Origin of the sequence: Leptospira langatensis (assembly GCF_004770615.1) — a bacterium.
Classification (GTDB): Bacteria; Spirochaetota; Leptospiria; order Leptospirales; family Leptospiraceae; genus Leptospira_B; species Leptospira_B langatensis.
This window is the reverse complement of sequence record NZ_RQER01000011.1, coordinates 262,017-282,293: the sequence shown is the minus strand read 5'-3', so window position 1 is coordinate 282,293 and position 20,277 is coordinate 262,017. Positions and strand designations below refer to the sequence as shown.

General features: G+C 44.4%; 19 protein-coding genes. 7 read left to right on the top strand and 12 right to left on the bottom strand.

Annotated features, from left to right (window positions below):
* Nucleotides 1-58 precede the first annotated feature (58 nt).
* Nucleotides 59-1,672, bottom strand: coding sequence for a Na+/H+ antiporter (locus tag EHO57_RS17375; protein WP_135642206.1), 1,614 nt, complete (start codon nt 1,670-1,672; stop codon nt 59-61).
* A gap of 185 nt (nt 1,673-1,857) precedes the next feature.
* Here EHO57_RS17375 and EHO57_RS17370 point away from each other — a divergent pair, with 185 nt between their 5' ends.
* On the top strand, nt 1,858-3,147 hold the full coding sequence (locus EHO57_RS17370; protein ID WP_246050775.1) for a phospholipase C/P1 nuclease family protein: 1,290 nt from the start codon (nt 1,858-1,860) through the stop codon (nt 3,145-3,147).
* Here EHO57_RS17370 and dmpG read toward each other — a convergent pair.
* Genes dmpG through EHO57_RS17340 form a run of 6 tightly spaced genes read right to left on the bottom strand, consistent with a single transcriptional unit; the run spans nt 3,139 to nt 9,560 of the window.
* The gene (gene dmpG / locus EHO57_RS17365; RefSeq protein WP_135642203.1) at nt 3,139-4,155 is read right to left on the bottom strand and encodes a 4-hydroxy-2-oxovalerate aldolase; all 1,017 of its coding nucleotides are present in this window, start codon (nt 4,153-4,155) and stop codon (nt 3,139-3,141) included. The genes EHO57_RS17370 and dmpG overlap by 9 nt on opposite strands.
* Nucleotides 4,155-5,108, bottom strand: coding sequence for an acetaldehyde dehydrogenase (acetylating) (locus EHO57_RS17360; RefSeq protein ID WP_135642201.1), 954 nt, complete (start codon nt 5,106-5,108; stop codon nt 4,155-4,157). Before EHO57_RS17360 ends, dmpG begins: the two co-directional genes overlap by 1 nt.
* A gap of 28 nt (nt 5,109-5,136) precedes the next feature.
* Nucleotides 5,137-5,928: a 2-keto-4-pentenoate hydratase gene (locus tag EHO57_RS17355; protein WP_135642199.1), complete on the bottom strand. Its 792-nt coding sequence runs from the start codon at nt 5,926-5,928 to the stop codon at nt 5,137-5,139.
* A 1-nt stretch (nt 5,929) separates the two neighbouring features.
* Nucleotides 5,930-7,672 (bottom strand): bifunctional 3-(3-hydroxy-phenyl)propionate/3-hydroxycinnamic acid hydroxylase MhpA, encoded by a 1,743-nt coding sequence (gene mhpA / locus EHO57_RS17350; protein ID WP_135642197.1) that lies wholly within the window; start codon nt 7,670-7,672, stop codon nt 5,930-5,932.
* Nucleotides 7,673-7,691: 19 nt separating this feature from the next.
* Nucleotides 7,692-8,675, bottom strand: a complete 984-nt coding sequence (locus EHO57_RS17345; protein WP_135642195.1) for a VOC family protein — start codon at nt 8,673-8,675, stop codon at nt 7,692-7,694.
* Nucleotides 8,676-8,678: 3 nt separating this feature from the next.
* Complete coding sequence (locus EHO57_RS17340) at nt 8,679-9,560, bottom strand: alpha/beta fold hydrolase (RefSeq protein ID WP_135642193.1); 882 nt, start codon at nt 9,558-9,560, stop codon at nt 8,679-8,681.
* 318 nt (nt 9,561-9,878) lie between these two features.
* Between EHO57_RS17340 and EHO57_RS17335 the strand changes: the two genes are divergently transcribed.
* Nucleotides 9,879-10,949 carry an amidohydrolase family protein gene (locus tag EHO57_RS17335; RefSeq protein ID WP_135642192.1) on the top strand — a complete coding sequence of 357 codons (1,071 nt, stop codon included), beginning with the start codon at nt 9,879-9,881 and terminating at the stop codon, nt 10,947-10,949.
* A gap of 13 nt (nt 10,950-10,962) precedes the next feature.
* On the opposite strand, the gene EHO57_RS17330 is transcribed toward EHO57_RS17335, so the two are convergent.
* Nucleotides 10,963-11,535 (bottom strand): TetR/AcrR family transcriptional regulator, encoded by a 573-nt coding sequence (locus EHO57_RS17330; protein ID WP_246050773.1) that lies wholly within the window; start codon nt 11,533-11,535, stop codon nt 10,963-10,965.
* 166 nt (nt 11,536-11,701) lie between these two features.
* Between EHO57_RS17330 and EHO57_RS17325 the strand changes: the two genes are divergently transcribed.
* From EHO57_RS17325 to EHO57_RS17315, 3 genes are all read left to right on the top strand, one after another.
* A complete protein-coding gene (locus tag EHO57_RS17325; RefSeq protein WP_135642190.1) occupies nt 11,702-12,106 on the top strand; it encodes a DUF2721 domain-containing protein in 405 nt (134 codons plus the stop codon).
* A gap of 323 nt (nt 12,107-12,429) precedes the next feature.
* The gene (locus EHO57_RS17320) at nt 12,430-13,257 is read left to right on the top strand and encodes a VOC family protein (RefSeq protein WP_246050771.1); all 828 of its coding nucleotides are present in this window, start codon (nt 12,430-12,432) and stop codon (nt 13,255-13,257) included.
* A 10-nt stretch (nt 13,258-13,267) separates the two neighbouring features.
* Nucleotides 13,268-14,218, top strand: a complete 951-nt coding sequence (locus tag EHO57_RS17315) for a fumarylacetoacetate hydrolase family protein (RefSeq protein ID WP_135642189.1) — start codon at nt 13,268-13,270, stop codon at nt 14,216-14,218.
* 103 nt (nt 14,219-14,321) lie between these two features.
* On the opposite strand, the gene EHO57_RS17310 is transcribed toward EHO57_RS17315, so the two are convergent.
* The 4 genes from EHO57_RS17310 to EHO57_RS17295 form a co-directional block, all read right to left on the bottom strand.
* Entirely contained in the window at nt 14,322-15,524 is a 1,203-nt protein-coding gene (locus EHO57_RS17310) for an NHL repeat-containing protein (RefSeq protein WP_135642187.1), read from the bottom strand.
* Nucleotides 15,525-15,709: 185 nt separating this feature from the next.
* Complete coding sequence (locus EHO57_RS17305; RefSeq protein WP_135642186.1) at nt 15,710-17,239, bottom strand: FAD-dependent monooxygenase; 1,530 nt, start codon at nt 17,237-17,239, stop codon at nt 15,710-15,712.
* Nucleotides 17,236-17,790, bottom strand: a complete 555-nt coding sequence (locus EHO57_RS17300; protein ID WP_135642184.1) for a TetR/AcrR family transcriptional regulator — start codon at nt 17,788-17,790, stop codon at nt 17,236-17,238. The genes EHO57_RS17305 and EHO57_RS17300 overlap by 4 nt, the downstream gene beginning before the upstream one ends.
* Before the next feature lie 322 nt (nt 17,791-18,112).
* Nucleotides 18,113-18,529, bottom strand: a complete 417-nt coding sequence (locus tag EHO57_RS17295; RefSeq protein ID WP_135642183.1) for a MarR family winged helix-turn-helix transcriptional regulator — start codon at nt 18,527-18,529, stop codon at nt 18,113-18,115.
* Between the two features lie 199 nt (nt 18,530-18,728).
* Between EHO57_RS17295 and EHO57_RS17290 the strand changes: the two genes are divergently transcribed.
* Together EHO57_RS17290 and EHO57_RS17285 are read left to right on the top strand one after the other, a co-directional pair.
* Nucleotides 18,729-19,511 (top strand): methyltransferase family protein, encoded by a 783-nt coding sequence (locus EHO57_RS17290; RefSeq protein ID WP_135642181.1) that lies wholly within the window; start codon nt 18,729-18,731, stop codon nt 19,509-19,511.
* Complete coding sequence (locus EHO57_RS17285; protein ID WP_135642180.1) at nt 19,508-20,272, top strand: hypothetical protein; 765 nt, start codon at nt 19,508-19,510, stop codon at nt 20,270-20,272. Before EHO57_RS17290 ends, EHO57_RS17285 begins: the two co-directional genes overlap by 4 nt.
* Nucleotides 20,273-20,277: the final 5 nt, after the last annotated feature.

Below are 20,277 nucleotides of genomic sequence, written 5' to 3'. Positions count from 1 at the left end.
AGACAATTCAAGAAAAAGGAATATTAAATTGTCTACCGGGTCCTGCTGCCAGGAAGGATCAAGAAATGGATCCCGGTTCGAGCGGGTCACTTTCCCTCGTCTTAAACTCTTCGATATCGACGAGAGCATGGTATTTTCGGATCAGCTCTTCGTCGAACTCCGACTGATGATTGATCTTATCCAATAATTCTCTCTGGTACTGCAATAGCTCCAAATAAACGGTTCCGTAGTCCCTTCTTTCCGAATTCCGGAAACCTTTCAGTTCTTCTTCAAAATAACCAAGCTCCGTTTTCATCCGGTCGATCAGATTCTGAAGATGCTTGTTTTGCTTTCCGGTGCCCTTGCCTTTGGCTTCTAAATACTCCAAAGAATGGACGGCTAACTTTTTCTGGATGATCACTTCTTGTGTGTGGACCGGGATACTTTCGTTAAAATCCCTCACATCCAACTTACGGATCAGCCAAGGAAGGGATAGTCCGTTCAGGATCATTGTAGTCAAGATCACGATAAAGGTAATGAACAATATTAGATTTCTATAAGGAAAGGGTTGACCTTCATTTATATACAAAGGAATAGAAAGAGCAGCTGCCAAAGAAACGACGCCTCGTATGCCCGACCATCCTAGAACGATAGGTAATCTCCAACCTGGATTCACTTCGGCCACAGTAATAAAATTGCTCATAAAGCGAGTAAAGCCCGAGGCACCCAGGCAAAGTAGGACCCGAGTGATCGTCAAGATCAAGGAAATCGAAAGACCGTAAAAGATAGCCTCTGTTAGGCTAATATCACCTAGTTGTCCAACGATGGAAGGCAATTGCAATCCGATCAATAAGAAGATCAACCCGTTCAAAATGAACACGATGCTATTCCAAACATTCACTCCTTGGATACGGCTCGCATAACTTAAAAAATCCCTGCGTCTACTAGATAGAAGAAGACCTCCGCAAACCACTGCGAGAACTCCCGAGAAGTGATAATGTTCCGCCAAATAGTACATGCAATACGGAGTCACGAAGGTCAAAACAATCTCTATACTCGGAGTCATCGGAAGCCAACGATGGATCGCGTAAAATACGAGACCGACTGCGAGACCGATCAAGGCTCCAGCAAATACCACCAGGACAAAACTAAACGCAGCGTCTTGCAAATGGAACTGGCTCGTGATCACCGCCGCTAAAGCAAAACGGAATACAATAAGAGAGGAAGCGTCGTTCAGTAGACTTTCTCCTTCTGCAATACTGATCAGGCTTTTGGGCGCCCTGACCTGACGCATGATGGAAACGGAAGAGATCGAATCCGGAGGAGAAATGATCCCGCCTAAAAGAAAGCCCAATGCCAAAGTAAATTCGGGGATCAATGCGGAAGAAGCGAATGCGATCACGCAGGCAGTAACGATCACGATCAAAAAAGCGAAGCTTACAATGATCCTTCTCCATTTCCAGAACTCTTTCCAAGAAACCTGCCAAGCCGCCTCATACAATAATGGGGGAAGAAAGATCAGGAACACAAGCTCGGGGGTGATCGTTATATCCCTAAAGAAAGGGAGAGAACTGATAACGAGCCCTCCCACAACTAGAACGATCGGATACGCTAAGCCTATACGATTGGCAAGCATAACCAATCCTAGAATGATCAAAACAAGATAAACGTAATCAACTAGTATACTTTGCATCGGTCCCAATACGCGCAAGAAATAGATTCTAGCGGTTTTCGGAGATTTAGGATCTTAGAAAGAAAGACAGCAAGGCTTTTTTACGGAACTGTTCCAAAAGGAAACCAAAGGTCTTCGTTCATGATATACTTTTGGGTTGAGATTCTATGTTGACTTTCCTGCTCCTCTGAAAGAATGTCCTCGCTGTGTTTAAGTATTACCGTATCTTAATTTGCGTATTTGCATTTAGCTTGTTCACTACACCGGCACATGCGTGGTGGAATCATTTCTTATTCAATAGACCGGCGCTCGAATCTATGCCGGAACTAGTTTCATCACCTAAGGTCCAGGTAGAATCGCTCGAAAATTTCTTGCTAAAGGAAAAAGATGGCCTTGCCTCTCTTATGGACAAAATGGAAAATGAAGCGAACTCCACATATTCCAAGAATGCTCCCAGACCTGAGATACTCGCCTTCAAAGGTGGGGACAGAAAATCGATCCGAGATCGTTTCTTAAGAGCTCTGCGGGTCAATACAGGCACACCACTCGGTTATTATCTACAGAACCTTCCGGGACAACCTCTTCCCGGAAAAAAGACAGACCCGAACACAGTTAGCCTTTACGGAGAAAAGGATCTAAAGCAAGATTACGAATTTTATGATATTCGAATAGGTGATCTAGTAAGTCCTATCGACGTTCTTGCCACAGCAGGAGACGAACCCGATTTCGGATTGGACCTGAACCTATTCTTGGACAATGGGGAAGAGTTAGGCAAGGATTACGGTTTTGGAATACAATCCTTCGGGGATTCTAAAGTATATTATGCAACCCAAGTCCCTTTCCACATCGGTTATTATCACGAGTCCCCGATCATCTTTTTAGCTGCGGACTTTCTCACTCATACATACCCGAGATACAGAGTATTCCAATTCCAGACCTTGTCTCGTTATGCCTTCCAAACGGGTCATAAATACTGGGGATACCGTTTTCTCGGCTGGGGAATGCATTATATAGGAGATCTGACCCAACCCTATCATGCAAGAGTACTTCCGAATTACGGGACCTTGAGCATGCTTTGGATCAATATCAAGGCGATCTTCGGATTTGAGAACGCCAAGAACGACGCGATCGATCGCATCTCCAATAGACACCAGACAATAGAAAAATACCATTTTAGTGTATTAAAAAATGCGTATGCAAAGAAGGATCTAACGCATCCGTTTATCAGAAGCGTAAAGCTAACCGATCGAGACGAAGGATTCGGAAAATACAACGACTCTTATATAGTCGACGTGGTAACCAAGGAAAGCTGGGATATTTCGGACCGGATCGACACTCTGATCGACGATTCGAATCTGTTAAACGGATTTGCAGAAGGGAAACTATTGCCGAATATCGATCAACCTTCCCTGACCGAATTAGATTCCACGATCACAGAACATATGAAGAGCGTCGGTGCCCACCTCCGGAATTATGTAAGAGCCGGTTTACTTTAAAAGATCCAAGGCCACGTCGACAATCATGTCTTCTTGGCCTCCGACCATTTTGCGTTTTCCTAATTCGATCAGAATATCCACTGTTTTGATACCGAATTTACGGGAAGCCTCTTCCGCGTGACGTAAGAAACTGGAATACACTCCGGCATAACCGAGAGCTAATGTTTCTCGGTCCACTCGAACCGGTCTATCTTGCAGAGGACGTACCAGATCTTCTGCCGCATCCATTAGAATAAACAAATCAGTCCCATGGTTCCAACCCATTCGGGAAGCTGCAGCGATAAACACTTCCAAAGGGGCATTTCCTGCTCCGGCTCCCATTCCGGCAAGACTTGCATCAATTCGATCGCAACCTTCTTCCACCGCTACGATGGAATTTGCCACTCCCAAGGAAAGATTATGATGTGCATGAATTCCGGTTTGGGTCCCCGGCTTCAATACATCCTTCATAGCCCGAAAACGATTCCGTATATCGCCCATATTCATGGCTCCGCCCGAGTCCACTACATAGATACATTCCGCTCCGTAACTCTCCATTAGCTTGCCTTGCTCTGCTAGCTTTTCCGGAGAGATCATGTGGCTCATCATCAGAAATCCGACTGCATCCATTCCCAAATGCCTTGCATATTCTAGATGCTGTTTGGAAATATCCGCTTCGGTGCAATGAGTTGCTACTCTTACGGAACGGACACCTGCGTTATATGCATCTTTTAGATCATGAATGGTCCCAATTCCTGGCAGAAGAAGAGTGGCAATCTTCGCGTGCTGAACGATCCGGGCCGCTTCTTCTATCATTTCCAGATCCGTATGAGCCGAAAATCCGTAGTTGAAGCTGGATCCTTGCAATCCGTCACCATGTGCGATCTCAATGCTGTCCACCTTTGCATCGTCCAGAGCCCGGACGATCTCTCTCACATGAGAAAGAGAATACTGGTGACGGATCGCATGGCTCCCGTCCCTTAAAGTCACATCGGATATAAATAGTTTCTTGTTTTCCGGAAGAGTCATTATAAGATCCCTTGTAATTTAAAATTTTCTAATTTAGAGATTCTTTCCCCGGTCGCCAAGGCCGCCGAAGTCATGATATCTAAATTCCCGGCAAAAGAAGGCAGATAATGTGCCGCACCTTCTACCTGTATAAAGACTGTGGTTTTCAATCCGGAAAGAGATCCTATGCCCGGTATCCTCAAAGGTTTGTCTTCGGGAATGATATCGAATAATATCTTCTGTTTTAGCTTATATCCCGGCACGTAACTTTGCACTGCATCGACCATTTCTAGGATGGATGCCTCTATCTTAGATTGATCTTCTAATTTTGAGAGAATGTAGATCGTATCCCTCATCATAGGCGGAGGTTCAGCCGGATTCATCACGATAATGGACTTTCCCTTTTTGGCTCCGCCGACGAATTCTAAAGCCTTGGAGGTCGTCTCCGTAAACTCATCTATATTCGCTCTCGTTCCCGGTCCGGCCGATTTGCTACTGATAGATGCTACAATTTCCGCGTAATGCACTTCCACGATCCTCGAAACCGCATATACGATCGGAACGGTGGCCTGCCCTCCACAAGTGATCATATTGATATTCTTTCGATCCAGATTTTGCTCCAAGTTGACTACCGGAACACAATAAGGGCCGATCGCAGCAGGGGTTAAATCTATCATTCGAATATTCGGATTCTCTTTCCTTAATATCCTTTCATTCTCCAAATGAGAAGAGGCAGAGGTAGCATCGAATACGATCTCTATCTCCGAAAAATGAGGAAGCTCCAAGAGTCCCTGCACCCCTTTGTGTGTGGTCGATATTCCGAGTCGATCCGCCCGAGCCAGTCCGTCGGAGTTTTCGTCTATTCCCACAAGAGCACCCATTTCCAAATTCTTGGAATTTCGCAGGATCTTTATCATTAGATCCGTGCCAATATTGCCGGATCCGAGTATCGCGACTTTTTTCTTTCCTTCCATAATAATTACCTAATTTATAAAGATCGAATTAAACCATTTTGCAGGAGATACTTCCTAAACCTTGGATCTCCGCATGTATATCGTCTCCCAGCTGTACGGACACCATAGGCCCCAAGGCACCGGAAAGAATGATTTCCCCTTCTTTTAGGGCCTGACCTCTTTCTATTAGATTTTTTGCAAGCCAGTAAGCGGCTCTCAAAGGATGGTTTAAGCAGGCAGCACCAGATCCAATGGATTCGATCTTCCCATTCTTTCTTAAGGACATTCCCACACCTGCCAGATCTAGATTCCCTAAAGAGACAGGTTGGTTTCCTAATACGAAGAGCCCGCAAGATGCGTTATCCGCCACAGTATCTTCCAGTTTGATCTTCCAATTCTCAATGGCGCTATCCACTATCTCTAAAGCAGGAAGAGCATATAAGATGCAATTTAGGAATTCTCCATAGCTCGGCATCTGTCCTTGGACCTCTTTAGAAAGTACAAAAGCAACCTCTGCCTCCACCTTTGGCTGGAGAAGTTTAGAAATGGGAATATTATCCGAATCCAGGTATTCCATATCGGAGAAAAGTGTCCCGAAATCGGGTTGATCTACTCCCAATTGGGCTTGCACTACTTTAGAGGTAAGTCCTATCTTCCTTCCAATCTGCCGAACTCCAGTGCTCAGTCTTTCTGCATTGTTTATCTTAGCGATTTCATAAGAGATCTCTAAACCACGAATGCCGTATGTTTCCGTAATCGGCGGGATCGGCTTCTTATTCTTTCTCGCCTCCCACAATGCGGAGGCTGCGGCTCTGATCTTAGAAGGATCTTCTTCTAACATATCAAACCTGAACAAAGGATCTTACTTGTGCAGCACGATGCACCGGTCGCCGATCCAGTTGACGCTCTAACTCTTCTACAAGTTTGTTAGAATTGGATTTCGCCATTCCGAATACGAATTTATCCGGACGAAGTAGTACGACACCGTTCTTCTTGTATCCCGCTTCTTTGAACCAAGGCTTTAGGAGACTGTAGATATCTTCCACTTCGTTCAACCCTGGATCGAAATCCCTCACCACCCCTCGGATCCCTTGTGGCCTTTTTCCTTTTTCATAAATCGTAATATACTTAGTCCCGAGGGAATTCAGAAAAGAAAGAGACTTCTCGGATAGACCTTTTCTCGGATCGATACCCTGTCCGATCAAAGCGTAGGAGTCCCCCGCGATCTGATCCATTTTTCGATTAGTACCGTCCATGATCTGAAGATCCGGCTGAGGCATTAAAGTTCCTGCATGTCGATTGGAAGAATTCCGAGGAATGCCGAAATACTTACCCTGCTTGTATTTGGGCTTCGGTTTGAATTTTCCTTCTTGGAAAATTTTATAAACGCTCGGGATCAATCGAACCGCTCTTAGGAAACCGTCCCGCATCGCAGCCAAGAACTTATTCTCCAAAGAAACCACATCCTTTAAAATAGTGGAGATCTGGATCATTTCCTTAGCATGAAAGTATCTCTCAGTCTGATACGTTTCCAGTAGTCTCTCGCCCGCTCTTCCGTGGATCACCTCGATCAATTTCCATCCAAGATTGAAAGCATCTCTGATCCCGGAACTCATTCCCTGCCCCATGAACTGAGGCGTCATATGAGCAGCATCTCCTGCCAAGAGAACTCTCCCCTCCTTCCATCGATCTGCGACGAGTCCGTTAAATGTATATACTAATCTACGTTTTATTTCGAAATGATCCGGATTCACGTGCTTGGACAGCAGCTTTCGGATCGTATCCGGTCTTTCCATATATTCCTTCGAAGTTCCAGTCTTGAGTCGAAACTCAAAACGATGATGCCCATCAGGCTGAGGGCAACTCACGACCGGTCCATTCGGATCGCAATAAAAGTTGAAATAAGGTAAATGACGTAGCCCCAATTCTAAATTCTTTTGCCTTAAATCCACGACCAACCAAGGCTCTGGAAAATTTTTCCCTTTCAATTTTACGTTTAGGAATTCACGGACCTTACTTCTACCCCCATCACAACCAACAACGAAGGAGGCTCGGATCGATCGCTCATCCTCCTCTTCTTTCGGTTTTGGATTTTCTTGCTTTTGCCCATAACCTGTCCCTTCCGATGCAATATGATAAACAGTTACGCCCTCTTCGTCCTGGGTAAGGGATCTAAATTCTCTTCCTCTTAGGATCTTAACGTGATCATACTTGCCAAGTTTCTCGCTTAGCTTTGTCTCCAAATAAGGCTGGTATAAGAAATTAACGATTGGCCATCCATTCGGAGTTCCTGTAGGAATGTATTGACCGATCGGTGTCCCGTCCTCGTATGTAAACTGAACGGGAATATCGAACATCATGTCCTTATGAACGTCATCCGCCACTCCTGCTGCTTGGAATATCCTAAGGCATTCATCATCCGTGTATACAGCCCTCGCATTTCCGTAAAACACAGGTTCTTTCTCGATAACGATCACTTTTAGACCTCTTCTCCCCAAAATATGGGAAAGGGTCAATCCTGCAGGACCTAATCCTATAATTGCCACATCATAAAGAGGCTCATCCGATCTATTTAAACTTTCCATAATATAAAATCCTCCACCATTAAAACGGGACGTATTCGGAACGAAAAAGGGAGAAGAACCCCCTTCTGAATTCGTTCCACCTAGATAATTTTGTAGAGATCTCCGGTTGGTGTCCCCACGCACTGATCTGTTTGTATGTATTCTGCTTCCAATGAGATTCGCTTACAGAAATAGGATTCCATCCCACTTCGAACTCAAAACCGGAAGGCGTGATCACATAAAAGGACAACTCTTGATCGTTGGGATGTTGCCCGATCCCGTGAGCGATCTCGAATCCCAACTGCTTACAACGATGATAAGCCTGGGTCATGTCCTCCAAATTCTTCGCTTCTATATTCAAGTGCTGGATCTTCTTGGAAATAGGATCCATACGAAGACCTCTCGTCGCCGCGATCGCTACCGAATGATGACGAGGATTCATTCTCAGGAAGGTAATATCCAAGGTGACCCCGGACATTTTTTGTTCGATGAAATCGCTAATCCTGGCCCCGAAGATCTCCATCCAAAACTCCACCAGTTTTTCAGGCTGCTTGGAGACTAATGCCACGTGTCCCATTCCGAACTCTTCCGTAACGAAACCCTCGGACAGCATTGTCAAAGGAGTGTTCGTTAAGATCGGATCGGTGAAGATCTCAATTTTCAATCCCTTGGGTCCCGAAAATTGCCAAAATGAGCCCACTCCTCTTAGATCCGCTTCTATTCCGTTTCCCTTTCTGACCTCTATTTTCTTTTTCTTTAATATTCCTAATATGGTCTTTAAGGAACTCTCATCTTGGATCTGAAATCCCAAACAGGTAAAGTCTTCCGCTTTTCCTTTTTGGATCAGGAATCTTCTCGCATGTCGATCAATCCGAAAGGAAAGAGTATCTTCTGAAAGATATTCAGCATGAAGTCCTATCGCATCCCTTCCGAATACCAGCCACTGGTCCAGTTGTTCGGAGTCTATAATCGCATAACCTAATTGAGCAAAATTAAATGGATGTACAGAAGGAATTTCGAACATCTCCTAGTTCCTCCCTGACAATTCAGATTGTGATCGATTCTTAATAAACGATTTCGTAATCGAATTGAATTCTTCCGCTCTTTCCCATTGTACCCAATGGCCTGTCTTGCTGAATAAGTACAGATCGCAATTCTGCATGCGTTTCTGTAGGGAAGGGCCTCCGCTTGGTCGGTTTACCTTATCTTCCGTGCCCCAAAGAACTAAGGTTGGGATCTCGCATTTCCAAAGCCGAGGATCTCTGGTGAAATCCAAATTCTTGAAATTAGGAATGCCTTTTGGCCTTCTCAAAGGAGGGGCTTGCACAACTTCAGGATCAATGCTTGATCTATATCTTTCTTCGATCAAAGAAGAAGGAACCTTAGCACCTTCGTATACCAGGTATTCCCGAATGAATTCCGTAATCTTTTCTAAGCTAGGACCTGTACCGGAATAATAGTTGAAAAGACGATTCAAGCCTTTTGTAGGGAGAGATCTAGTCGTATCCACTCCACCTGGCCCCATGAGGATCAGAGAAGAGATCTGATTCGGCCTTTCCAATCCCATCCGTAAGGCGCAACCTCCACCGAGAGAATTTCCGATCACGTGCGCTTTGGGTATCCCAAGGACATCCAGAAACTGGAGCATTGTTCCTGCAAGGTCGCCAAACGGATCTTTTCGATTGATCCCCTTCGAGGATCCTCCGTAACCAGGCATATCCGGAACGATCACTCGGAAATTTTCAGCAAGAGCTTCTATATTCCTCGAATAGTTCGATATTCCGGAAGCCCCAGGACCTCCCCCATGCAACATTAAGATAGGCTCGCCTATTCCAGTCTCATAGAACTGGATCTTTCTTGTTCCGACAGGTAGGAGCCTTGCGCCTACCTGAGTATCCAACGTTTTCATCCCAATATCCCTTCCTCGAACATACGTTATATTTTGATGGTCATATTTATGAGATAACTCTCATTTTTAAATATATAATTATTTTTTGCAATCTTCCTCATAAAAAACTTTTGTCAACCAAAAATGACATGGCGTACCCGGCGAAGGGAAATATTTTCAAGAGGAGTGGATTAAACGTAGTTGACTATAGTATTATTTTTGAAATATCTCTCATTTTAAAATAGTATCCATATTTATGAAATATATCTTTTTTATGTTACGATCGTTATTTAAAATGAACCAACAAGAGTTAGTCTTAAGAGACGGGGAGACACGCTTATGAGTAAGGAAATCAATATAGTCGATGTGCATCACCACTTCATCCCTTCGTTCTATACCGAAATTTTGGAGAAGCAGGGAATTAAGATCGTTGCGGGGGCTCCCCTTCCTTCTTGGGCCCCAAAGAGGTCATTGGATGCTATGGATATCAATGGGATCAGGACTGCAATCACCTCTATTTCCTCGCCTGGAGTCTATTTTGGGAATCGAGATGCCGCAGTAGCATTGGCCCGCCGCTGCAACGAATATGCAAAAGAAATAAAGGAGTTATATCCCGGAAGATTCGGATCCTTTGCGATCCTTCCCATGCCCTTACCGAAGGAAGCTACCCAAGAGGCGATCTATGCATTGGATACTCTGAAAGCGGAAGGGATCGTTCTTCTTGCAAGCACCAGAGGAAAATTCTTAGGAGATCCTGACTTTGAAGAGCTTATGGCAGAGTTGAATAAAAGAAATGCGGTTGTATTCGTGCATCCCGATATTCACCCAAGCAGCGAAACATTGGGACTAAAAACACCCGGTTTCATCTTGGAATTTCTATGTGATACTACGAGAGCCGCAGTCAATCTGATCTACTCAGGAACACTCGAAAAATATCCGAGGATCAGATGGATCCTGGCGCATGCGGGAGGATTCTTACCTTATGTGGCCTGGAGAGTGTCCTTAGGAAATCTTCTTCCGGAGATCTCAGAAAAGACACCGCAAGGAATACTCACCTATCTAAAAAGGTTTTATTTCGATACTGCCTTGTCCCCTTCTCCCTTTGCAATGGCCGCACTGAAGGAATTGGTCGAACCGGATCATATTCTATTCGGTAGCGATTTCCCATTCGCGCCGGAACCGCTATTGATTCATCAAAGAGAAGAACTAAGCAGATTAAAACAATTTTCTTCTTCTACTCTTTCGGGAATTGATAGAGGACATGCCTTGAAGCTCTTTCCGAACTTAGCAGCCAAAGGAGAAATTTCCGGAACCGCTCCTATTTTCGACAAAGTGAGCTTACGCTCTTCGATCAAATTCCAAGTCATCAAACGATTCGTAAGCTTGGCTTCTAAGGCTCGGAACCGATGATCGCAATGTCTCTTTATTCTTTCCAGGCTCTATCGAAGGCTCTTTGGCTAATATTTTTCGCAGTAGTTGCAGAGACGCCGAAGGCCTTTAAGACGAAAGCGATCATTTCTACGTCGTGAGACTTATTCTTTACTCTTCCTTCCAAAATATTCCGGATCCCATAATGCAAGGCGCCAACATACAATCCCAATGCGGATTCTTCGGAATCGATGGTGAATCTTCCGGACTTTATTGCCTTTTGCATGTCCTTCAAAGGTTGAGCGCGCAGAAGCTCGCTCATCCTTGGTGCGACTGCGGCCACACGGATCAATGCCCAGGCCCAATCTGCATCGTTTCTCGCTCTCTTCAAGAAGAGCATTCCGCCCAAAGCCATTCTTTCGGCTCCGTCGGTGATATCGGGCATAAGAGTAACTGCTTCGGCTACCAAAGACTCGGCTAAAGCAAGAGCGGAAGCCTCTAATAGTTCTTCTTTCGTTTTGAAATAATTATAAAAAGTACCGTTTGCAATTTCAGCTTCTGCAGAAACTTCCGCTATCGAAGTCTCTCCGGCATCCTTAACGGCGAAGATTCTTAAAGCAGCATTCATAATCTGAGCTCTTGTTCTCTCCCGTTTTGGGAGAAGGACTTTTCTATGTCTTGTAATTGCCATCATTACCATTTCGATACGGAAGACCACTGGAGCAACTACAATATTGAGAGATATCTCATTTATTGATTGTTTATTATCAATGAGCATTAGTCGCTGACCTTATATGGCCCAACTTTCGTACAATACTCCAGGCTTACTATTTCCCGCAATTTCCCTTTTGATGTTAGCGTTTACAAATCGATTCTTCGGACTTGCCTCCCTCGCAAGACAACTTTTAGACAAATACAGGGAAACCCGAGAGGAATTGTTGGTGGCTCAGGTAAAAAATCTAAGATTTAGGATCTCATTAGTACGATATTCACAATCTTTCGGGATCTTGAGCTTGATCTCCTGTATACTTTCTATCGGATCGATCTCACTACAGAATGATCTGGCCTGGTCTTTTTTCGGAGCATCCTTGCTATTGATGATCCTGTCCCTCGTATATTCTTTACTAGAGATCCATTACTCGACAAAGGCCTTAAAAATAGAGATCGAAGATGCCTTGAAGGAAAATTTACGCAAATAAACCCTCTTTTACAGTTGACTTATTATTCATTTTTGACAATTCTCTCATTTATAATCGATATGCCAACACGTATTCCGATACACTCAAAAAGTCCGATCAGTAAGGCACAAGACATTGCTTACGTTAGATTAGGCAGAAAAGACCTGGAATCTGCGTATCATTACTACACTGATTTCGGCTTAAAAGTTAAGAGTCGAACGGAGGACCGAATTCTTTTCCATGCTATTAGCTCCGAATTCCCCTGTTGGTCCATCGAAAGGGCCAATAGGGATTTTTTGCTGGGCTTTGGGTTCTTCATTTCGGACAAGAAGGAATTTGCAGAATTGCGAAAGTTAGATGATGCGATCTTCCGCTCCGAAGGAAGGTTCGGTGATGCACCTTCCGTATCCCTACTCGATCCTTCCGGACTTCCAGTGGATGCGGTCTTTTCTTCTTCCGATCCGAGCATACCAGTGCAGAATCCAAATCGTATTTGGAACCGATTCGATCATACAAAGCGGATCAATATGCCCCAACCGAGCGTTTCCGGACCCCCGGAAGTGATCCGATTAGGACATGCAGTTTTCTTAAAACAGGAATTCCTGAAGAATGCCCAATGGTATTGCGATACATTCGGGCTCATCCCATCGGATATACAATTGCTTCCCGGATCCAAGGAGCCGGTCCTTGCCTTCTTAAGATGTGATAGAGGGAAAGAATTGACGGATCATCATACGATCGTGATCGCCTCAGGGGCAGAAGATCGCTTAGAGCACTGCGCATTCGAACTGAAGGATCTAGATGAGATCGCGCAAGGGAGAGAATGGTTACTTACTAAAGGCTGGAAACCTGCTTGGGGATTAGGTAGACATTTATTAGGCAGTCAGATTTTCGACTACCAAAGAGATCCCACAGGAATGTTAGTGGAACATTATACCGATGGTGATAAGTTCGATCATTCTGTACCGGTAGGATTCCATGAGATCAGTCGTAAAAGCCTATACCAATGGGGACAGGATATGCCGGAAGATTTTCTGGATTCCAAATTGAATTTCCGTACCTTAAAGGAACTCATCAAGGGCATCTTTGCAAAAAGAGAGATCCGGATCCGAACATTAATGCAAATGAAGGCAATGGCCTCTCTGTCTCCTCGAAAATGGATCAAATACTAAGGAAGAAAAAATGGCAAAGAACTATATTCGATTTCAGGACAAAGGTAAAGTAGATTGGGGATTTTACAAAGATGGATCTGTGACCCCTTTAGGATTCGGAGAGATCAGCACTCAGGAATTTTTAGAAGCCATTCAAAAAGATCCGAATATAAAAACAGAAAAGAAAGTTTCACTAGACGGGCTTTCCATTCTTTCTCCTATAACTGCACCTTGTCAGATCGTCTGTCAAGGTGCCAATTATAGACAACATCTGATCGAATCCGGATTAAATCCGGACGATAAGACCTACAACATGTTCTTCACAAAATCGGATGCTTCTCTCACTTCTCCCGTCGGGAACGTCATCCGCCCCAAACATGTGAAGCTTCTGGATTATGAGATCGAGCTAGGACTGGTTTTCGGTAAAAAGATCGACTCTGATTCCAAGGTCACTCTCGAAAATGCCCCGCAGTTCGTAGCCGCATTCTTCATGGCAAACGATGTCTCCGCGAGAGATGTTCAGCTTCCTCAATTACAATGGTATAAGGGAAAATCTTATAGAACCTTCCTACCTGCAGGCCCCATGCTCGCCGTCTTAGAACCGGGCGACTTTTCGCTCTTGGAAAATCTGGAACTTACCCTTCTTGTAAATGACGAGATCCGCCAACATGATACCGCTTCCAACTTGGTTTTCAAACCTGCGGAGACCATTGTTGAACTATCAAAATTTTGTAATATAACTCCGGGTGATGTTCTGATCACAGGGACTCCCTCAGGTTGTGCATTAAGGGCTCCGGGAAAATTGATCCAGAAAATAGCTGCTCTCTTATCGGAGAAAAAGAAATGGGAATTGTTCGTAAAAGGTCAATTGAAACGAAAGGAATATCTTCAGCCGAAGGATCGGATCCGATCTTCTATCCGGACCGCTGACAGAAGGGTCGACTTAGGAGACCAAATCCTAACGGTAATCGAAGAGGCCTAAGCAAAGACCGAGAATCATTCTATATGTTGGAAAAGGATTCTCCCTGATTCCAACATAGTTCTATTCATTCATAAGAATAAATGAAAAGATCTCTGTATAATTTTTAAGGAAAGTACAGTACCCTGTAGTTCGAACCATCCACCACCCATAAACCGCAAGGAGCCATTTCAAGAGAAGGAACTCCATATACTTCCTTGTCGGAAACCGCTGCAGTAGTATTGGTAGAAACAAAATCCGGTTGGCCGATCACATTATCTGCCGCTTGACCGTTAGAAAAAGGAGGGGAAAAACGCACTGCTCTCGTATTGCTACTTTCTCCTACCCAAACTGCACCGTTCGAAGCAAAAGTCAACGCATTCGGATTGTACAAAGAGGTTTGACTCGTTCCACCTGTATTCGAAATGAAATCAGGCTGACCAAGAACTAGATCTGCAGCCATTCCATTTGAAAATGGAGGACTAAATCTAAGCACACGATGATTGCCAGTATCCGCTATCCAAACATTGCCTGTCGGATCCACACCCACGCCGAAAGCGGTACTAAATTTGGAGGATGAAGTCCCACCTCCACCCGTTGTAAAATCCGGATGTCCAAGTACTATATCCGCATTCATACTCGTAGTAAACGGAGGAGAATAATGCAAAGCTCGGCTATTAAAGTAATCAGTGACCCAAACTCCTCCAGCAGAATCCACCTTAACATCAAACGGATTGTTCATTGTATTTTGAGTGGTCGTACCCGTTCCAGTACCGAGCATAATATCGTATGTAGTCGAAGAAGTCATTCCCGCAGGATAATGAAAAACAGAATCGCCTAAACTGTTCGTCACCCAAAGACCTCCGCTCGCATCTACAGCAATACCCCTTGGTACATTTGAGCCAGTCAGTATGATATCTGCGTTTTGGAAATTGCGAAGAGGAGGGGAAAAATGCATGGCTCGATTTGTATTTCCATCGGAGATCCAAAGTCCACCTTTGTGATCTAAGGCAATGCCGGAAGGAGAGAACTGATTCGCCCCTGCGCCGCCATAAGCGGCAGTCGTAAAATCAGGTTGGCCGAGGACGATCTTTGCGGCCTCTCCCTGCTTTAAAGCACCGCATTCTTGCAAAGAGATCGCACAAGTAGAGCTAGTATCATTCAATAGGAATTTCAAGAATTGATTCTTTATATAATCGTTGCTCGAAGGATCACAAGGAGTCTCTTTCGAAATGGCGCCGCATTGTAAGAAGAAGGAAAAAACACCGGCAAGAGCAAAAGGCTTTGCTACTCGAAAGATTGAATTAAAGATCAGACTGATAGAATCCATTCGTATCGACTCTTTTTAGCAAGCATCGACCATAGGACTCACCAAAGAAATAAAATAATTCATTTGCTCGAGTTAACTTTGTCCTATAAGTATTAAATTTTAAAAAAATTGAATATCACTCGTTTGTGGGATACAAAGAGAGAGAAGATATCCTTCCGGAATAGATTTACTATTCATCGTGCATTTCATTCTGAATTGCGAACAAACCAAAGTGCAAGAGCCTCCTGGAATTGACTTGGATCCGGATCCTTCTCAGAAGCCCAGGCGATTATCCCATCAGGACGGACCAAGGCTGCACTTATTCCCAATCTATCTTTCACATTTCCGGAAACATATTCGATAGAGTTGGTATATTTATTTGCGATTGCTTGCAGAGAAGTATTGGCGTCGAAATCAAGCAAGATCCCCTTACCATGTAGCATGACTTCTCCAAGTTTTGTGCCATCCTCGAATTCGAAGTTAGGTACGCTATAGCCGATCAATGGATGACCCTCTCCAAGATCGTAATGGGTATGGATCCCCCAGACCCTTCCTGCGATATAAGTCGCACCATCGCGAGTGTCCAGAAGATCGCGAACAATCGAATTGAGAGCGCGGGCTCCCGGATTCGGTTTCATGATCTCAACCTGGGCGCGTGACCAATCCAGAACTTGCTCACCCAAAGGATACCGCTCTATATGATAACTATATAATAGACTTTCCGGTGCTTTTTTGTGAATGGTAGCAGCCAGTTTCCATCCTAAGTTCATTGCATCGCCGAGCCCCAGATTCAGTCCCTGGCCTCCCAAGGGAGAATGAATATGAGCCGCATCTCCGGCCAAAAAGACCCTGCCGTTGCGATAGTTTGTTGCCTGTCTTGCTCGATCGGTCCAAGTAGTCCCAAAATGCAATGCAGTGAGAGTAACGTCTGTGCTTGAGATCCGACGCAGGACCTCCTGTAAATGTTCCAGTGTAAGGTGCATTCCGGAAGAATGGAATTCTCCTCCATCGAAATCCTGTATGACTACAAAGCCAGGTTGGGATTGCAAATACATCCCCTTCGGTGTAAGAATACGCCCCGAGCCGAGCTTCTCCGGATCCGCGATCTCAACCTTGGTGGAATAACCGGTAAATTCAGGCTCCGTTCCTGCAAATTCGAAACCTCCTTCCTTTCGAACTACACTACGGGCCCCATCGCAACCAACAAGCCATCCGCAGGAAAAGGATTGTTCACCTGAATGCACGACCACCCCTTCTTCGTTTTGTTGAAAAGAAGTCAACGCAAGCCCACGCTTGATCTCTACTCCCAATGCCACCGCTCTTCGAGTTAGTATAGTTTCCATCTCCTGCATTTCTGAAATCAAACTTGTGTCGGTGGAACTTGGTAGACGATTCTCCCACTGTGAGTGATCAATATTTCCTTCGTGAAAAGGAATCCCTGCAAAATGGCCGACTTGCCTACGAGCTCCTTGTTGTATCGGGGTTTGATGGGGATTTTTAAGACGCTTATGAATTTCGAGTTCGTTTAATAACCCACGTCGATACAATGCTTCGATCGTAGGTGCAGAGAGGCCTCGTATTCCGAAAGGAAGTTGCTTCGTTGGTGCATTCGGATCCTCCGCTTTTTCCAGTACCAAGACCGAGCATTTAGCTAAAGCAAGCTCGCAAGCCAGGAATAGACCAACAGGCCCTGCTCCTGAAATAATTACATCGTAGTTAGATTGATTATCATTCATTTATTCCATCCATTCTTTAAGACTTTAAACGTGAGATTCAATGCATCCCTAGGAGATGCTGAGTTACAGGCAAAGCTCACACCTTCCAGAATTAGCTTTGCCATACATTCGGATTCTATTTTATTCGTACCGGAATCATTCCTGATCTCTTTGGCCAGAGTGCTCTCATACTTCCCCCATATCCCACGGAAATAAGTCGAAAGCTCCGGTGAGGACCTCAAAAGTTTTATAAATTCGGAAAAGACCTTTTTATTCGGCGGATTGATCAGATTACTAGCCAGAAAATATTCATGTAAGGAATCTAGAATAGATTGGCCTTTCTTTCTATTACGAATGCAATCTATGATCTCGGAATCGATGTCATCCTCTCTATCGAAGATAATCGATTCTTTGGTCGGGAAATAATTAAACAGAGTGGTAACTGCAACTTCCGCTTTTTCGGCGATCTCAGCAACAGTAACATTTGCATATCCCCTTTCTATAAAGAGATCCCTCGCCAGATCCGAGATATGTTTTCGAGTCCTTTGCTTCTTGGTTTCTCTCAATCCCATTCTTAAATCTCCCCTAATTGGTCTCAATTCCAAAACTAAGGCCCCTCATAAAACAATATAAAGTATAAAATTGTAGTAACTATATAATTATACTACAACCAATAATTTCGAAATGCACAAAAAACCGAGATTTAATTAAAACGGTCTAAAGGAAAATCGGGAAAAAGAGTGCTCAAGAAAGGAGACTTTCGACCTGTACGCGTGCCGAAGGCGCCTCCTTCCTGATTTTGCAAAGGCTAAGAAAAGGGTTTGCAGGAGAGAATATTTGGTCCTGATCTAAGGATGATAGGCGTCAATCGGAGGTATTTAAGCAGGCTTCATCCTACTTTTTTAACTGGGCCAACAAGGAGATGAGGCTCTTTCGATCGCCGGTTGACATGCCTCGATACAAACGAGCATTCATTTTTCTTCCTGCTCGGATGATCTTCAAACGTGTATTCTTCCCGATCGCTGTCAATCGGACCTGGCTCTCTCTTGCATCCAGGGAGGAGCGCTCTTGGATTACGAGATCCAGATCCACCAGCTTCTGCACCAAAGGAGTAACGCTAGACTGGTCTCTTAAAATTTGTTTCGCTATTTCTTTCATTGATTGGGGACGCTCGCTCTTAAGAGCGCAGAGAACTGCCCCCATAGCAGGAGTTATATTCGTAAGGCCGAAGCGGGAGTAATCTTTCTTCAATTCGTCCAGAATTTGATCTCGCAATACGGTAATCAGGACTAACAGTCTATCTTGTTTCATTCTTTTTCCAGTTCTCCCTTACCTTTCCTAAAGAACAGTTTTATATATACAAATATTGCTTTGAATACCAAGCAATATTCTCAAACGCAAAATAGATTTTGCGGATTTATTATTTACAGCTACGATCTCCCATTCTCCAGCTGAGATGAGAATTTTTAGAATGCTTTGAATACCAAGCATTTAGGAGGCAATTTTGTCTATGGGAAATATACTTACGAGGATACTTCATTTTATCTTCGCCCTCATCGCTTACATGCTTTTTGTGTTAAGCATGATCACATTCGTATTACGCTTACTCGATGCCACTCAATTCATGGAAGCTATTACGTATGAATTCCAAATTGGACTAGCAGGATCGATCTGCATGAATATTGCTCTGCTAGCGCTCTTCGGGGTCCCGCATAGCATTATGGCAAGGAGTAGCTTCAAGAAATACTCCCAGCAGATAATGCCTATGCAGATCGAGAGAAGTCTCTACGTTTTAGTGGCCGGTATTTCCTTGATCGCTCTCTCCTGCCTTTGGCAACCAATCCATTTTGAGATCTGGAATATTAAGACGAACTTCGGAATGTATGCAACCTATTCTATTTTCCTAATAGGCCTTCTCTTGGCAGTTGCTTCTACCTTTATGATAGACCATTTTGATCTCTTTGGATTAAAGCAACCCTGGAATTCCCTTATCGGAAGCGGATCACAGCCAATAGAATTCGTTACTCCATCGCTGTATAAGGTGGTGCGTCATCCGATGATGCTTGGGATCCTTTTGATGCTCTGGAGCACACCGCTTATGAATGCAGGTCACCTTCTTCTTTCCTTGGGAATGACTCTTTATATTGTCATCGGGACCTGGTTCGAGGAAAGGGATTTGGTCCGTAATTTCGGCGAAAAGTATCTTCAATATAAACGCACCGTTCCTATGCTTTTGCCTTCTCTTAAGCAAAAGGAAAGGACTGCAAAAGATCCAATCGGAGGAAAAATATGAAAGTTGATAATATGATATTGTCCCGAAGATTCTGCGGCCCGCCAAAGACAGGTAACGGCGGCTTTACTGCCGGCATTTTAGTAGAAGCAGTCGGAACAAATGCAGCCGAAATACGCTTACTAAATCCTACTCCCGTCGAGACATCTATTCTTATGGAATCGGAAAAAGGAGAACGAGGAACACTTTACGATGATTCAAAGAAGGCACTCGCAACGTTAAGATCGATCGAGAATGAGGATTTTCCAGAATATGCCTTACCAGTGATTCCCGATCTGGAAGATGCAAAGAAGATCTCTGCCTTTTATCCGGGATTTACTACACATCCCTTCCCTACATGCTTTGTATGTGGCCCGAAGAGAGAAGTGCACGACGGAATGCGGATCTTTGTCGGCCCTGCACCCGAACAAATCGGATTCGAGAACCTGATGCTAGGCCATTGGCTTCCGGACAATACCGTTTCTTCACACGATGGATTTGTTCGAGATGCGGCAATTTGGGGAGCCCTGGATTGCCCGGGAGGATTTGCCGCTGTCTTGGGTGAGCCTCAACTAATCGTACTAAGTAAAATACGCGGTAAGATCCTAGAGCGTCCGAAGATCGAAGAAAACTATACGGTAGCAAGTTGGAGATTGCAGAAGATGTCCAGAGCCTTCAAAGTCATGACTGCTATTTTCCAATCAGACTCGAAACGATTGGTGGCAATCGCAGAGGCTCTCTGGTTGGCTCCAAGGAATTGGGATAGCACAAACCAACAGTGGTAGTTCAA

Bases quoted from the DNA above. Each gene is read 5' to 3' on its own strand.
- EHO57_RS17375 (WP_135642206.1), bottom strand. From the start codon at position 1,672: ATGCAAAGTATACTAGTTGATTACGTTTATCTTGTTTTGATCATTCTA.
- dmpG (WP_135642203.1), bottom strand. From the start codon at position 4,155: ATGACTCTTCCGGAAAACAAGAAACTATTTATATCCGATGTGACTTTA.
- EHO57_RS17360 (WP_135642201.1), bottom strand. From the start codon at position 5,108: ATGGAAGGAAAGAAAAAAGTCGCGATACTCGGATCCGGCAATATTGGC.
- EHO57_RS17355 (WP_135642199.1), bottom strand. From the start codon at position 5,928: ATGTTAGAAGAAGATCCTTCTAAGATCAGAGCCGCAGCCTCCGCATTG.
- mhpA (WP_135642197.1), bottom strand. From the start codon at position 7,672: ATGGAAAGTTTAAATAGATCGGATGAGCCTCTTTATGATGTGGCAATT.
- EHO57_RS17345 (WP_135642195.1), bottom strand. From the start codon at position 8,675: ATGTTCGAAATTCCTTCTGTACATCCATTTAATTTTGCTCAATTAGGT.
- EHO57_RS17340 (WP_135642193.1), bottom strand. From the start codon at position 9,560: ATGAAAACGTTGGATACTCAGGTAGGCGCAAGGCTCCTACCTGTCGGA.
- EHO57_RS17335 (WP_135642192.1), top strand. From the start codon at position 9,879: ATGAGTAAGGAAATCAATATAGTCGATGTGCATCACCACTTCATCCCT.
- EHO57_RS17330 (WP_246050773.1), bottom strand. From the start codon at position 11,535: ATGAATGCTGCTTTAAGAATCTTCGCCGTTAAGGATGCCGGAGAGACT.
- EHO57_RS17325 (WP_135642190.1), top strand. From the start codon at position 11,702: ATGGCCCAACTTTCGTACAATACTCCAGGCTTACTATTTCCCGCAATT.
- EHO57_RS17315 (WP_135642189.1), top strand. From the start codon at position 13,268: ATGGCAAAGAACTATATTCGATTTCAGGACAAAGGTAAAGTAGATTGG.
- EHO57_RS17310 (WP_135642187.1), bottom strand. From the start codon at position 15,524: ATGGATTCTATCAGTCTGATCTTTAATTCAATCTTTCGAGTAGCAAAG.
- EHO57_RS17305 (WP_135642186.1), bottom strand. From the start codon at position 17,239: ATGAATGATAATCAATCTAACTACGATGTAATTATTTCAGGAGCAGGG.
- EHO57_RS17300 (WP_135642184.1), bottom strand. From the start codon at position 17,790: ATGGGATTGAGAGAAACCAAGAAGCAAAGGACTCGAAAACATATCTCG.
- EHO57_RS17295 (WP_135642183.1), bottom strand. From the start codon at position 18,529: ATGAAACAAGATAGACTGTTAGTCCTGATTACCGTATTGCGAGATCAA.
- EHO57_RS17290 (WP_135642181.1), top strand. From the start codon at position 18,729: ATGGGAAATATACTTACGAGGATACTTCATTTTATCTTCGCCCTCATC.
- EHO57_RS17285 (WP_135642180.1), top strand. From the start codon at position 19,508: ATGAAAGTTGATAATATGATATTGTCCCGAAGATTCTGCGGCCCGCCA.